The organism is Arthrobacter sp. MDT1-48-3, assembly GCF_054511015.1.
Window position 1 is genome coordinate 25,659 of sequence record NZ_JBTNDL010000006.1, and the last position, 13,777, is coordinate 39,435.

Annotated in this window: 13 protein-coding genes and 1 tRNA gene; 6 read left to right on the plus strand and 8 right to left on the minus strand. The window is 69.3% G+C overall.

All coding sequences use genetic code 11. The features are described from left to right. Positions 1 to 7 precede the first annotated feature (7 nt). The 5 genes from serA to ilvD all read right to left on the minus strand — a co-directional run bounded on the left by serA (position 8) and on the right by ilvD (position 7,273). On the minus strand, positions 8 to 1,600 hold the full coding sequence (serA, locus tag ACX80L_RS13235; RefSeq protein ID WP_459290194.1) for a phosphoglycerate dehydrogenase: 1,593 nt from the start codon (positions 1,598 to 1,600) through the stop codon (positions 8 to 10). 136 nt (positions 1,601 to 1,736) lie between these two features. After that, positions 1,737 to 2,762, minus strand: coding sequence for a ketol-acid reductoisomerase (gene ilvC, locus ACX80L_RS13240; RefSeq protein ID WP_208741431.1), 1,026 nt, complete (start codon positions 2,760 to 2,762; stop codon positions 1,737 to 1,739). Between the two features lie 50 nt (positions 2,763 to 2,812). Beyond that, positions 2,813 to 3,325, minus strand: coding sequence for an acetolactate synthase small subunit (gene ilvN, locus ACX80L_RS13245; protein ID WP_133080771.1), 513 nt, complete (start codon positions 3,323 to 3,325; stop codon positions 2,813 to 2,815). A gap of 1 nt (position 3,326) precedes the next feature. After that, the gene (locus ACX80L_RS13250) at positions 3,327 to 5,207 is read right to left on the minus strand and encodes an acetolactate synthase large subunit (protein WP_459268672.1); all 1,881 of its coding nucleotides are present in this window, start codon (positions 5,205 to 5,207) and stop codon (positions 3,327 to 3,329) included. Between the two features lie 362 nt (positions 5,208 to 5,569). Beyond that, positions 5,570 to 7,273 carry a dihydroxy-acid dehydratase gene (ilvD, locus tag ACX80L_RS13255; RefSeq protein WP_459290196.1) on the minus strand — a complete coding sequence of 568 codons (1,704 nt, stop codon included), beginning with the start codon at positions 7,271 to 7,273 and terminating at the stop codon, positions 5,570 to 5,572. Between the two features lie 222 nt (positions 7,274 to 7,495). Between ilvD and ACX80L_RS13260 the strand changes: the two genes are divergently transcribed. Further along, positions 7,496 to 7,963 carry a hypothetical protein gene (locus tag ACX80L_RS13260; protein WP_459268671.1) on the plus strand — a complete coding sequence of 156 codons (468 nt, stop codon included), beginning with the start codon at positions 7,496 to 7,498 and terminating at the stop codon, positions 7,961 to 7,963. 5 nt (positions 7,964 to 7,968) lie between these two features. On the opposite strand, the gene ACX80L_RS13265 is transcribed toward ACX80L_RS13260, so the two are convergent. Beyond that, on the minus strand, positions 7,969 to 8,943 hold the full coding sequence (locus ACX80L_RS13265; RefSeq protein ID WP_459290198.1) for a 2-hydroxyacid dehydrogenase: 975 nt from the start codon (positions 8,941 to 8,943) through the stop codon (positions 7,969 to 7,971). Between the two features lie 85 nt (positions 8,944 to 9,028). Here ACX80L_RS13265 and ACX80L_RS13270 point away from each other — a divergent pair, with 85 nt between their 5' ends. Together ACX80L_RS13270 and ACX80L_RS13275 are read left to right on the plus strand one after the other, a co-directional pair. Further along, positions 9,029 to 10,156 carry a PQQ-dependent sugar dehydrogenase gene (locus ACX80L_RS13270; protein ID WP_459290200.1) on the plus strand — a complete coding sequence of 376 codons (1,128 nt, stop codon included), beginning with the start codon at positions 9,029 to 9,031 and terminating at the stop codon, positions 10,154 to 10,156. 105 nt (positions 10,157 to 10,261) lie between these two features. Continuing rightward, positions 10,262 to 10,334, plus strand: a tRNA-Lys gene (locus ACX80L_RS13275). A 364-nt stretch (positions 10,335 to 10,698) separates the two neighbouring features. Here the strand turns inward: ACX80L_RS13275 and ACX80L_RS13280 are convergent. Then, positions 10,699 to 10,836, minus strand: a complete 138-nt coding sequence (locus ACX80L_RS13280) for a hypothetical protein (RefSeq protein ID WP_208741437.1) — start codon at positions 10,834 to 10,836, stop codon at positions 10,699 to 10,701. Positions 10,837 to 11,131: 295 nt separating this feature from the next. On the opposite strand from ACX80L_RS13280, the gene ACX80L_RS13285 reads away from it, so the two are divergent. The 3 genes from ACX80L_RS13285 (at position 11,132) to ACX80L_RS13295 (ending at position 12,703) form a co-directional block, all read left to right on the plus strand. Continuing rightward, positions 11,132 to 11,374, plus strand: a complete 243-nt coding sequence (locus ACX80L_RS13285) for a hypothetical protein (RefSeq protein ID WP_133080777.1) — start codon at positions 11,132 to 11,134, stop codon at positions 11,372 to 11,374. Between the two features lie 39 nt (positions 11,375 to 11,413). After that, positions 11,414 to 12,121 (plus strand): hypothetical protein, encoded by a 708-nt coding sequence (locus ACX80L_RS13290; protein WP_459290202.1) that lies wholly within the window; start codon positions 11,414 to 11,416, stop codon positions 12,119 to 12,121. Between the two features lie 96 nt (positions 12,122 to 12,217). Then, positions 12,218 to 12,703 carry a VOC family protein gene (locus tag ACX80L_RS13295; RefSeq protein ID WP_459290359.1) on the plus strand — a complete coding sequence of 162 codons (486 nt, stop codon included), beginning with the start codon at positions 12,218 to 12,220 and terminating at the stop codon, positions 12,701 to 12,703. A gap of 2 nt (positions 12,704 to 12,705) precedes the next feature. Here the strand turns inward: ACX80L_RS13295 and ACX80L_RS13300 are convergent, their stop codons facing one another. Next, positions 12,706 to 13,719, minus strand: coding sequence for a cation diffusion facilitator family transporter (locus ACX80L_RS13300; RefSeq protein ID WP_459290203.1), 1,014 nt, complete (start codon positions 13,717 to 13,719; stop codon positions 12,706 to 12,708). Between the last annotated feature and the right edge of the window lie 58 nt (positions 13,720 to 13,777).

Consider the following 13,777-nt stretch of genomic DNA (forward strand, 5'->3'; position numbering starts at 1 on the left):
GGTCCCCTCAGTCCTGGAGGTCCACTTCGCGGGCCACGGTGGCACCGATCTCGGCGCGGATCGCGTCGAGGACGTCCTGCGGCACGGAGCTGTCGACGGTGAGCAGGGACAACGCCTGGCCGCCCTCCTTGTTCCGCGCCACCTGCATGCCGGCGATGTTGATGTCCCGCTCACCGAGGAGCCGCCCGAGTGCTCCGATCACGCCGGGGCGGTCGGTGTACAGCAGCACCAGCAGGTGGTCGCTGATCGGGATCTCCAGGTCGTAGCCGTTGACCCCGACGAGCTTCTCGACCTGCTTCGGTCCGGTCAGCGTCCCGGCCACGGAGATCTGGCTGCCGTCGGAGAGGGCCCCGCGCAGCCGGAGGACGTTGCGGTACTCCTCCGATTCGGGCGTGGTGACGAGCCGGGAGGTGATGCCGCGCTGCTCCGCGAGGACGGGCGCGTTCACGTAGGAGACCTGCTCCGAGACGACGTCGGTGAACACGCCCTTCAGCGCGGCCAGTTCGAGGGCCTTGACGTCGAGGGAGGCAATCTCGCCGGCCACCTCGATGTCGATCCGGGTCAGGGAGGCATGCGTCAGCGCCGTGAAGATGCGGCCGAGCTTCTCCATGAGCGGGATGCCGGGACGCACGGCCGGATCGATCACCCCGCCCGCGACGTTCACGGCGTCGGGCACGAGCTCGCCCGCGAGGGCCAGGCGGACGGACCTGGCGACCGAGATCCCGGCCTTCTCCTGGGCCTCCTCGGTGGACGCCCCGAGGTGGGGTGTCACCACGACGCTGTCGTGCGCGAAGAACGGCAGGTCGGTGCTGGGCTCCTGGACGAAGACGTCGACGCCGGCTCCGGCGATCTGGCCCTGCTCGAGTGCGGTGTGCAGTGCATCCTCGTCGACGAGGCCGCCGCGTGCCACGTTGACCACGTAGGCGGTGTCCTTCATGAGGGCGAAGGCCTCCGCGCCGAGCATCCCGACGGTCTCGGGCGTCTTGGGCATGTGGATCGTCACGAAGTCCGCCTCGCGGAGCAGTTCGTCGAGGGACACGAGACGGACGCCGAGCTGTGCCGCCCGCGCGGAGGTGACGTAGGGGTCGTACGCGAGGATCTGGGTGCCGAAACCCTGGAGGCGTGCAGCCACGAGGGCACCGATGCGGCCGAGCCCGATGATGCCGATGTTCTTCTCGTACAGCTCGGTGCCCGAGTACTTCGACCGCTTCCACTCCCCCGCCTTCAGGGCGGCGCTGGCCTGCGGGATGTTCCGGGCGAGGCTCAGGATGTGCCCGACGGTGAGCTCGGCGGCGGAGATGATGTTCGACGTCGGTGCGTTGACGACCATCACGCCGGCCTGGGTGGCCGCCTTGATGTCGACGTTGTCGAGGCCCACTCCCGCGCGGGCGATGACCTTCAGCCTCGGTGCCGCGCGGATGGCCTCCTCGTCCATCCGGGTCGCCGAGCGGACGAGGACGGCGTCGACGTCGACGAGTGCTGCCAGCAGCTGGGAGCGGTCCGCTCCGTCGGTGCTGCGGATCTCGAAGTCCGGGCCGAGTGCTTCGACGGTGGCGGGTGAGAGTTCCTCGGCGAGGAGGACGACGGGCTTGGGGGTCACGGGAGGTTCCTTCTGCGGATTTCGGCGGTTCAAGCGGGACGGATCCGGCCCGGTTCAGGGGCCGGACAGACCTCCGGCAGGACACCTGCTCGTCGCTGAGCGTTGACCACGTGTCCTGCCGGCGGGAGGGCGGGCGCTAGCGCGCTACGGAACCCTCGGTGTAGTCGTCGTTCGTCTTGATCCACGAGAAGAGCTTGCGCAGCTCCCGGCCCGTGCTCTCGATCGGGTGGTCCTCGCCCTTCTTGCGCAGCTCGGTGAACTCGGGCGCTCCGGCGTCCTGGTCGTCGATGAAGCGCTGGGCGAAGGCACCGTTCTGGATGTCCGCGAGGACGGCCTTCATGTTCTCCTTCACCTCGGGGGTGATGACGCGCGGGCCGGAGACGTAGTCGCCGTACTCGGCGGTGTCGGAGACGCTCCAGCGCTGCTTGGCGATGCCGCCCTCGACCATGAGGTCGACGATCAGCTTGAGCTCGTGCAGTACCTCGAAGTACGCGACCTCGGGCTTGTACCCGGCCTCGGTCAGCGTCTCGAACCCGTACTGGATGAGCTGCGAGGCACCACCGCAGAGGACGGCCTGCTCACCGAACAGGTCGGTCTCGGTCTCCTCCGTGAACGTCGTCTCGATGACGCCCGCGCGGGTGCCGCCGATCGCCTTGGCGTAGGACAGGGCCAGGTCGCGTGCGGTGCCGGACGCGTCCTGCTCGACGGCGATCAGATCGGGGACGCCGCGGCCGGCCTCGAACTCGCGGCGGACGATGTGTCCAGGTCCCTTGGGTGCCACGAGGGCGACGTCGACGTCGGACGGGGGCTGGATGTAGCCGTAGCGGATGTTGAAGCCGTGCCCGAAGAAGAGCGCGTCGCCGGCCTGCAGGTTCGGCGCGATGTCGTCCTTGTACACGTGGCGCTGCACCTGGTCGGGCGTGAGCACCATGATGAGGTCGGCCTCCGCGGTCGCCTCGGCGACCGAGAGCACCCGGAGCCCCTCGGCCTCGGCCTTGGCGCGCGACGCGGATCCTTCCTTCAGCCCGACGCGCACGTCGACGCCGGAGTCACGCAGGCTCAGCGCGTGGGCGTGGCCCTGGCTGCCGTAGCCGATGACGGCCACGGTGCGGCCCTGGATGATGGAAAGGTCTGCATCGTCGTCATAGAACAACTCGGTCACGGGTATTTCTCCTTGGGGTGGGTGCTGCTGGAAAGGTGTGGAACGGATCGTCAGGCGCTGCGCAGGGCGCGGTCGCTCATCGACTTGGCGCCGCGGCCGATCGCCAGGGTGCCCGACTGCACGATCTCGCGGATGCCGAAGGGCTCGAGGACGGACAGGAGCGCCGAGAGCTTCTCGGGCGTTCCCGTCGCCTCGATGATCAGCGAGTCGATCGCCACGTCGACGACGGACGCGCGGAACAGGTCCGCGGCCTGGGTCACCTGCAGGCGCGTGGCCGCGTCGGCCCGGACCTTGATCAGGACGTGGTCGCGCTGCACCGACTGCTCGGTGGTCAGTTCGACGATCTTGATGACGTTGATGAGCTTGTTCAGCTGCTTGGTGACCTGCTCGAGGAGGTCTCCCTCGGCTTCCACCACAACGGTGATGCGGGACATGCCCGCGACCTCGGTCGGTCCGACCGCAAGCGAGTTGATGTTGAACGCGCGCCGAGCGAACAGGCTGGCCACGCGGGTCAGGACGCCGGGTACGTCCTCGACGAGCACGGAAAGGGTGTGTCGTGCCATGTCAGTCCTCCTGCTCCCAGGTCGGGGTCATGTTGCGGGCGATCTGGATGAGGTCGTTGCTGACGCCGGAGGGGACCATCGGCCACACCATGGAATCGCGGCTCACCACGAAGTCGATGACGACGGGGCGGTCGTTGATCGCCAGGGCCTGCTCGATGGTGGCGTCGATGTCCTCGTCGCGCTCGCAGCGCAGGCCCACGCAGCCGTAGGCGTCCGCGAGCTTCACGAAGTCGGGGACGCGGACGGTGTCGTGCCCCGTGTTCAGGTCGGTGTTCGAGTACCGGCCCTCGTAGAAGAGGGTCTGCCACTGCCGCACCATGCCGAGGGACGAGTTGTTGATGACTGCGACCTTGATCGGGATGTTGTTGATGACGCAGGTGGCCAGTTCCTGGTTGGTCATCTGGAAGCAGCCGTCGCCGTCGATCGCCCAGACCACGCGGTCCGGGTTGCCGACCTTGGCGCCCATCGCGGCCGGCACGGAGTACCCCATGGTGCCGAGGCCGCCGGAGTTGAGCCAGGCGTGCGGGCGCTCGTACTGGATGAACTGCGCCGCCCACATCTGGTGCTGGCCCACGCCGGAGACGAAGACGCCCTCGGGCCCCGTGAGCTCGCCGATGCGCTTGATGACCTGCTGCGGAGCCGACAGGCCGTCGTCGGGCTGGGTGAAGCCCACCGGGTAGGTCTCGCGCAGGTGGCGGATGGTCTTCCACCAGGCCGAGATGTCCGGGCGCTCCTGCGCCTCGAACGAGTCACGGACCGCGGCGGTCAACTCGGGGATGATCTCCTTGACCGAGCCGACGATCGGGACGTCCGCCGTACGGTTCTTGGAGATCTCTGCGGGATCGATGTCCGCGTGGATGACCTTCGCGTTCGGGGCGAAGCTGGAGAGCACGCCGGTGACGCGGTCGTCGAAGCGTGCGCCGAGCGTGATCAGGAGGTCCGCCTGCTGCAGGGCCGTGACGGCCGACACCGAGCCGTGCATGCCGGGCATGCCCACGTGCTGGTCGTGGGAGTCGGGGAAGACGCCGCGGGCCATCAGCGTGGTGACCACGGGCGCGCCGACGAGTTCGGCGAGTTCCTTCAGTTCGGCCGCGGCATGGGCCTTGACGACGCCGCCGCCCACGTAGAAGACCGGGCGCTGCGAGGCGCTGATCAGGCGTGCGGCCTCGCGCACCTGCTTGGAGTGCCCGCGGACCACCGGCCGGTAGCCGGGGATGTCCACCTTCGGCGGCCAGGAAAAGCTCATCTTCGACTGCTGGGCGTCCTTGGCGACGTCGACCAGCACCGGGCCGGGGCGTCCCGTGGTGGCGATGTGGAACGCCTCGGCGAGGACGCGCGGGATGTCCTGGGCGTTCGTGACGAGGTAGGAGTGCTTGGTGATCGGCATGGTGATGCCGACGATGTCCGCTTCCTGGAAGGCGTCGGAGCCGATGAAGGCGCTGGAGACCTGGCCCGTGATGGCCACCATGGGAACGGAGTCCATGTGGGCGTCCGCGATGGCGGTCACGAGGTTGGTGGCCCCGGGGCCCGAGGTCGCGATGCAGACGCCCGGCCGGCCCGTCACCATGGCGTAACCCTGGGCCGCGTGTCCCGCGCCCTGCTCGTGCCGCACCAGGATGTGCCGGAGCTTCGTGGAGGCCATCAGCGGGTCGTACGTCGGGAGGATCGCGCCGCCGGGAAGGCCGAAGACGTCGTCGACGCCGAGTTCCTCGAGCGACCGGACGATCGCCGCGGAGCCGAGCATCTCGACGGGGCCCACGACACGGTTGGGCCCGCGGACCGCACTCGCCGGTACGGCGGGCGGAGTCTCGCGCGCGGGTGCTGCGGGAGGTGCTGGCCTTGCTGCCAGCAACGCTGGACTGATGGGCGATCCCTTGGACATCTTCGACTTCCTTTGGAGCGTTCGCTGCACTGCTGCAGTTCTGACTGCGGACGGACTTCCGCGCGCTTCTTCCTCGCTGACAGGGTGTGTCGACAAAAAAACCCCTCAGCCTTGTCGGGCTCTGCGAGGGGTTGCGCGTGACTGCAGTCGTCTACCGGACGGGCTTCAGGCCACGCGCTGGGTAAGGACGACGACTACGGGTTGGAGCTGCATACCTGTAGTTTCCACGCCCCCGTGAAAGGGTGTCAAACGCTCCCCTTCCCGTCTCACATGATGGACACAGCGTCCAGTTAGTGGACATTAACGCGAGCGGCGCCCGGGCCGGAGATCGCCTCCGGCCCGGACCTCGCCGGCGACGCCCCCTAGCCCGTGTACGCGCCCATGGAGGCGGAGTGCACGAGTTTCGCGTACTTCGCCAGGACACCCTTCGTGTAGCGGGCCGGGAGCGGCTCCCACCCCACCCTGCGCTGCTGGAGCTCCGCTTCGTCCACGAGGAGGTCGAAGCTCTTCGCCGCGATGTCGACGCGGATGCGGTCGCCGTCGCGCACGAAGGCGATGGGGCCGCCGTCGACCGCCTCGGGCGCCACGTGCCCGATGCACAGACCGGTGGTGCCTCCGGAGAACCGGCCGTCGGTCAGCAGGAGGACGTCCTTGCCGAGCCCGGCACCCTTGATGGCGCCGGTGATGGCGAGCATCTCGCGCATACCCGGGCCGCCCTTGGGCCCCTCGTAGCGGATGACGAGGACGTCACCGGCCTGGATCTCGCCGGCATCGAGCGCGTCGAGGGCGCCCTGCTCACGCTCGAACACGCGGGCGGAGCCCTCGAAGACGTCGGCGTCGAAGCCGGCGCTCTTGACGACGGCACCCTCGGGGGCGAGGGAGCCGTGCAGGATGGTGATGCCACCGGTCCTGTGCAGCGGGTTGTCGAGCGCGCGAAGGATCTTGCCGTCGAGGTCCGGCGGGTCGATCTCCGCGAGGTTCTCCGCGAGCGTCTTGCCGGTCACGGTCAGGCAGTCCCCGTGCAGCAGTCCTGCGTCCAGGAGCGCCTTCATGATGACCGGCACGCCGCCCACCTTGTCGACGTCGAACATGACGTAGCGGCCGAAGGGCTTGAGGTCGCCGAGGTGCGGGATCCGGTCGCCGATGCGGGTGAAGTCGTCGAGCGTGAGGTCCACCTCGGCCTCGCGGGCGATCGCCAGGAGGTGGAGGACGGCGTTCGTCGAGCCGCCGAAGGCCATGGTGACCGCGATGGCGTTCTCGAAGGCCTTCTTCGTCATGATGTCGCGAGCCGTGATGCCGAGGCGCAGCAGATTCACGACCGCCTCGCCGGACTTCCGCGCGTACATGTCGCGGCGGCGGTCGACCGAGGGCGGTGCTGCCGAGCCGGGCAGGGACATCCCGAGGGCCTCACCGATGCAGGCCATGGTGTTCGCCGTGTACATCCCGCCGCAGGCGCCCTCACCCGGGCAGACGGCGCGTTCGATGCTGTCGAGGTCCTTCAGGCTCATCTTGCCCGCGGCGCAGGCGCCGACCGCCTCGAAGGCGTCGATGAGGGTGACCTCCTTCTCGGTGCCGTCCTCGAGCTTCGCGAAGCCCGGCATGATCGTTCCCGCATACAGGAACACGGAGGCGAGGTCGAGGCGGGCAGCAGCCATGAGCATGCCCGGCAGGGACTTGTCGCAGCCCGCGAGGAGGACGGAGCCGTCGATGCGTTCGGCCTGCATCACCGTCTCCACCGAATCCGCGATGACCTCACGGGAGACGAGCGAGAAGTGCATCCCCTCGTGGCCCATCGAGATGCCGTCGGACACCGAGATCGTGCCGAACTGCATGGGGAACCCGCCGCCGTCGTGCACGCCCTCCTTGGCTCCCTCCGCGAGGCGGTTGAGGGACAGGTTGCAGGGGGTGATCTCGTTCCAGGAGCTGGCGACGCCGATCTGGGGCTTGGCGAAATCCTCGTCGCCCATGCCCACGGCACGCAACATCCCGCGGGACGGTGCCGCGTGGATGCCGTCCGTGACGACGCGGCTTCTTGGCTTGATGTCTGGAGTTGTTTCCACGGTCATGGTCAAAGCCTAAGCCCGTGTTGCAGGCGGGTTTCGCCATGTGACCCCGCTGTTACAGCCTCCTGCGGAGTCCGCGGAAGACCCTGCGCGGTGCGGCGTGACTCCTCGTGCTGCCCGATTCCGCTCCGGTACAGTGTGGATCTCGTGGGCGGGAAACGGCCAGGCCGCACCACGAACTCCCCGCGGGGACCCGACCGACAGCCCCTACCGCAACGGCGTGATATGACTCCCGATGAGACTCCTGCAGCCACCCGACCGCTCGACGGCGGACAGGGACTGAAGAACGCCCTGCGCCGTGTCTTCGACGGGCAGATCCCGAACTACGGCGACTACAACCTCGTCTTCGCGGCCCAGCAGTCCCGCGGCGTCCGCGATGCGGGGACGGCGGCCGTCGGCTACGTGGTCGGCTACCGATGGAAGCCCGCGGAACTGATGATCGCGCCGGTGGACCTGACGGCGATCACCGGTGCCGGCGTGCCCGTGGAGGTCAACATGACGAACCTCGCCCACGCCCTGCAGTGGGACGACACCTCCTACGAGGTGGGCACGAGCACCGGCCGGATCTTCCGCTTCGGCGTGCTGGCCGCTCCCGTCCTCGACATCGGCCCGGGCACCCCCCTGCGGCTGGCGCAGGACGAGGACCTGATCGACTTCACCTCGTTCATGGACGCCTTCATCGCGATGGCGTGACCCGCCTAGTGCCCCCAGGCCCCGCGCCGCACGAGGTTGGTCGGCTCCTGTCCGCTGCCGAGCAGTTCCACCTGGCGCCGCAGCAGCGCGAGGATCCTCGGCGGGAAGGCTCCGGTGTTGCCTCCGACGTGCGGAGTGATGATCACCCCGGGAGCGCTCCACAACGGATGGCCCTCGGGTAGCGGCTCCGGATCGACCACGTCGAGCGCGGCCTTCAGGCGCCCGGCCATGGCCTCGCGGGTCAGTGCCTCCGTGTCCACGACCGCGCCGCGCGCGACGTTGACCACGAGTGCCCCGTCCGGCAGGGCTGCCAGCACCTCGCGTCCCACGAGTCCCCGCGTCGCATCGGTGAGCGGCGTGATCACGATCACGACGTCGTGGTGCGGAGCCAGGTCCACCAGCTCGTCGCTGCCGTGGACCTGCCCCAGGTCGTCCTCGCGTGCGGTACTGCCAACCCTCGTGACCACCGCCTCGAAGGTGGCGAGCCGCTTGCGGATCTCCTCACCGATCCCCCCGACGCCCACCAGGAGCACGCGGCGGTCCGCCAGGCCCGGATAGCGGGCGCTGTGCCACCGTCCCTCGGCCTGCTGCCGCACGGCGTCGTCGATCCCGCGCAGCGAGGCCAGGGCGAGGCCGACCGCGAGTTCGGCGGTCGCCGCTGCATGCACGCCGGCGGCCGTCGCGATCGCGACGTCCGGCCCCACGAGGTCCGCGACGCCGTCGTACCCCGTCGACTGGGTGTGCACGAGCCGGAGGTTCGGAGCGGCATCGAGGGCGCCGTCCAGATGGGCGCGCCCGGTGTAGGGCAGGACGGCGGCGTCGAGGTCCGCCAGGTCGAAGTCCTCGGGCGGCGTCGCGAAGTCCCAGAGCACGATCTCGACGCCCGGCGAGGCGTCGGTCAGTGCGTCCCGCAGCTCGGCGGACGGGACGCTGAGGGTGCGGACGGTCTGGACAGGGGCGGCCGGTGCGGAATTCGTCATGGCGCCAGCCTAGTGTCGCGGCGTCGCCCTCCCGCCCGGTCGGCGATCGGTGGACACCCCCTCCACCCCGGCCTAGGGTCGGACCATGTCAGCCGCAGCACGGCGATCCGCCCGGGCCGCATCCCGCGCGCACATCCGCGCCTTCTCCCCGGCCGGCGCCGTCCTGCTGATCCTGCTCGTCGTCCCCGGCTGCTCGGACCCGGCCGGGGAGGAACCGGTGTACGCCGGGGCGTCCACCACCGCGGGTACGAAGCAGCCTCCGGCCCTGCCCGCCCTGTCCTACGCAGGCGACGCCGTGACGGGCCTCGACCTGCCCTGGTCCGTCGTGGTGCTCGACGACGGCGCCCTCCTCGTCGCCGAACGCGAAACCGGAGAGATCGAACGCTACGACGGCACGGCCGGAGAGGTCATCGGCAGCATCCCGGAGGCAGCCTCGGCGGGCGGTGAGGGCGGCCTCCTCGGTCTCGCCGTCGAGCCCGGTCCGGTTCCCGGGGCGATCTACGCGTACTACACGTCGGCCGCCGACAACCGCGTGGTCCGGCTGCCATGGTCCGACGGACGGCTCGGAGCGCCCGAACCGGTCCTGACCGGAATCCCTGCAGGCGACATCCACAACGGTGGCCGGCTCGCCTTCGGTCCTGACGGCCACCTGTACATCGGCACGGGCGATGCGGGAGTGCGCGGGAACGCCCGGGACCCGTCGAGCCTGGGCGGCAAGATCCTCCGCATCACGGCCGACGGCGCGGTACCCGCCGACAACCCGACGCCCGGTTCCCCGGTCTACAGCGTCGGCCACCGCAATGTGCAGGGGCTCGCGTGGGACTCGGCGGGCAGGCTCTGGGCCACGGAGTTCGGGCCGGAGGTCGACGACGAGCTGAATCTCATCGAACCCGGGGCCGACTACGGCTGGCCGGACGTCACGGGGGCGCCGCATGATTCCCGCTTCGTCGATGCGCAGGTGGTGTGGCCGTCGACGGCGTCGTCCTCGCCGAGCGGTATGGCGATCGTCGACGACGTGGCGTACATCGGCGGCCTGCGGGGGCAGCGCCTGTGGCAGGTCCCCCTGGTCGCCGGGACGGCGGGCGAGCCGGTGAGCCACTTCGACGGATCCTACGGGCGGCTGCGGGACGTGGTGGCCGGCAGCGACGGCTCCCTGCTGGTCGCGACGAACGAGCCCGGCAACGCGAGGATCCTGCGCGTCCGGACCGGCTGAGATCGGGGCCGAGCGGCTCGGTTTCATGTTTCCGCCGAAGTGCTGGTAGAGTTTCATGCTGTTGCGGATGACCTGAACCGGTGAAATCGGGAGGGAAAACGCCACGCACCTCTAGCTCAATTGGCAGAGCAATTGACTCTTAATCAATGGGTTCCGGGTTCAAGTCCCGGGGGGTGCACAACAGGACCCCGCGTTCCAGGTCTCGCCGCCTGGGATGCGGGGTTTTGTCTTGCCCAGCACGAATGCGCCCCATCCTCCGCGGACGATGAGGCGCGTTCGTGCTCGACAGGACGGGCCGGATCAGTACAGCGGTTCGTCGGGTCCTGCGAGGACCACGGCGTTGTTCCGCACTCCACGGATCCACCGCTTGAGGGCGATAGTGCCCCTTCTCAGAAACTTCATCGTTCTCGACCAACCTCTCCCGGTACCGACAGTAAGCCCCCTGTCTTTTATAGCGGAAGAACCTCGGCGCCCGCTGGGAACGCACTGCTCGACCTCCGGGCCGCGCCGTGCATGACCGCCACCGCGCCGGGACGCGCCCCTTACGGCTGGTTCTGCCAGCCGTCCTCCCCCATGGCGCGGGGAAGCGCGAGCAACAGGAGCAGGGCCGCCTTGTGGTCGAGATCGTTGCCGCCCGGGGAGGACAGGCGGAACTGGGCGAGGGTGGCGAATTCCTTCATGGCTGAGACCCATCGTGCGAGGAGAAAGAGGAGACCGGCACCGGCTGCGAGAGCCGTTGGAGGAACTGTACAGCGATCGGCACGCAGCACACCGGAGCCCCGTCGGAGTTTCCGGGTGCGTAAGGACGCGCTGCATCGCCACGGCGGTCCCCACGGCGGCCCCCACCGCAATTGCCGTCGACCCGCGGGACGCCGCCCTGCCGCCCGTCAAGGGCCCTCTCCGGTTCCACCGCGCGTTGCACCGGCTTTCCGGGCGCGTGCACGATGGCTGGTATCCCACTCCCGGAGGACCACCATGTTCAGGAACGCGGCGGATCGACCGCCCACCATCGAATTCCATCCCTGGCCGCGACCGATCCCGGCGCAGTACCTCGCGTTCCTGCAGGTCGCGGCGCTGCTCACGCTGGTGATGATCCTCCTCCTGACGGTCCTGCCCTCCCTGTCCTTCCTGCACTTCCTCGTCAGCGTGCTGGTCCTCGTCTCGTTCTTCCGACGGGCCCGCAGGCAGCACTCCCACCGCGAGGACGCGAACGACTGACTCCCCCGGCCCCGCCCTGCGCGGGCCTACGATGGACGCGTGAACGAAATCCTGTCCTTCGCAGGCAGCTACTGGTGGCTCGTCTTCCCACTGTCCGGCGTGTTCGCCGTCTGGGGGCGGCACTGGTCGGAGGCGAGCGAGCGACGGCACCAGCGCAAGATGGAGCTGTACCGCCTGAAGCATCCGGGCGTCCTGCACGGCGCGCACGTGCAGGCCGGGCAATCCGAACCTGTGCGCCGCCCCGAGCGCGACGTGCAGCACGTCGAGCGCATGCACGACGAGGTCGACAGGAGATGGCTGTCCTACGAACTCGATGCGGCGAAGCTCATCGACTACCCCATGATGACCGACGTCCGGGAACCGCTCACGGTGGCGTTCCTCCGGGCGAAGCGCGAAGCCGACGCCCTCCGTCCCGAGGACCCCTCGACGGTCTCGGCGGAGGACCTCGCCGCCTACCGATCCGCCGTCACGTCCTACGATGTCGCGTTCCAGATCGCCGAGACCGAGGCCCGGCGTGTCCGCGCGAGCGGCTTCAGCGTGCAGGAGCGCCAGCGTCTGGACACGGCCCGGAAGCTCGTGACGGTTGCCGTCGACGACGCCGCCACGGCCGCGGAACGCCAGACCGCCTACCGCCGTGCCCGCCGGGAGCTCGACGGACTGATCGTGCTGCCCGATGCCACGATCACCTCGCTCGAGGAGAAGGTGGCCGGAGCGATCGGTCCGCGCCCCGAGCCCTCACCGTCGTGAGCCCAGCGGCACCCTTCCCTCCCTGCCCGTGCTGGACAATAATTCCAGCATCATGACAGGGGCGTGGCGGAAGCCACCCGGCAGGAGGCGGACACCATGGCAGCGACGATCAACACCTACCTCAACTTCAAGGACACCGCCGCACAGGCGATGGATTTCTACCAGTCCGTCTTCGGCGGTGAGCTGCAGCGGAGCACGTTCGCCGAGTACCAGGTGAGCGAGGACCCGGCGGAGCAGGACAAGATCATGCACTCCATGCTGACGACGCCGTCGGGTCAGGTCCTGATGGCCGCGGATACACCGAACAGCATGGAGTACAGCGCTCCCGCCGGGCACTCGCTGTCGGTCAGCGGCGACGACGAGGCGGAACTCCGGGGCTACTGGGAGGCACTCGCCGGAAGCGGCAGCGAGATCGTGCCGCTGGCGCAGTCGCCCTGGGGCGACAGCTTCGGCATGTGCATCGACGGCTTCGGTGTCACGTGGATGGTCAACATCGCCGGCGCTCCGGCTGCCGCCGGTCCGTCGGAGGACGGGAGCACCGGCGCCCGGTCCGACGCGGTGGACGAGCCGAGCGGCGTCTGAGGTCAGGAGGCCGCGCCCGCCTCGAAGCGCAGTGTGGGCTCGTCCGGCGTGGAGAGCGTGAGGACGGCCTCCTCGATCCGCTCGTGATCCTCGATGTCGCGCTCCACCGCGCGGAGTACGACGGCGACGTCGTGCTCCGGGTGGTCTCCCACCAGGTCCACGGCAGCGACGAGGTACAGGCGTTCCGGCCCGACGTACTCGAGGTGCAGGTACGTCACGCGCTCGATGCTGTCGTGCGCTCCCAACCGCTGCGCGACCGACTCGAGCAGGGCCGGCGAGACGGCCTGGCCGACGAGGAAGCGGCGGTTGCGGTCGATCAGGATCACGGCGATCACGCCGAGCAGCACGCCGACCAGGATGGAGCCGACCGCATCGGGCACGGGAGAGCCGGTGAGCTGGTGCAGCAGGATCCCGAGGAACGCGATGACGAGCCCGATCAGCGCCGCGGAGTCCTCGGCGAAGACGGCGCGCAGGGTGGGGTTCGACGTCGTGGAGACGCTCTCCAGCGTGCTGGTGCCCCGCTCCTGGCCCGTCTTCCTCGCCTGGCGGAAGGCCTGCGTGAAGGAGACTCCCTCGAGGACGAAGGCCAGCGCGAGGACGATGTAGGCGATGCCGTAGTCCGCGGCCGGCTCGGGCTCGATCAGTTGCTGGACCCCGTGCGTGATGGACACGACGGCGCCGGCCGTGAACAGCCCGAACGCCGCGAACATGGACCAGACGTACGCCTCGCGCCCGTAGCCCAGGGAATGGGAGGGGTCCCGTCGGCGCCTGGACTTGCGCTCGGCGATCAGGAGGAAGATCTGATTGCCGGTGTCCGCCCACGAGTGGGCCGCCTCGGCGGTCATCGAGGCCGACCCGGTGATGACCGCTGCCACCGTCTTCGCAGCAGCGACGAGGAAGTTGGCCACGAAGGCGATGACGACGGTCAGCGGGCCCTCGCCACCCGGTGACTCCTTCCGCGGTCCGTTCTCGCCGGTCCGTGTCCCCTGCCCTGCGGGGGATGCTTGGTTCTTCATGCCGTCCTTCCGGGACGCCCGGTGCCGGCGGCACTCCTGCAGGAGTACCGCCGGCGGT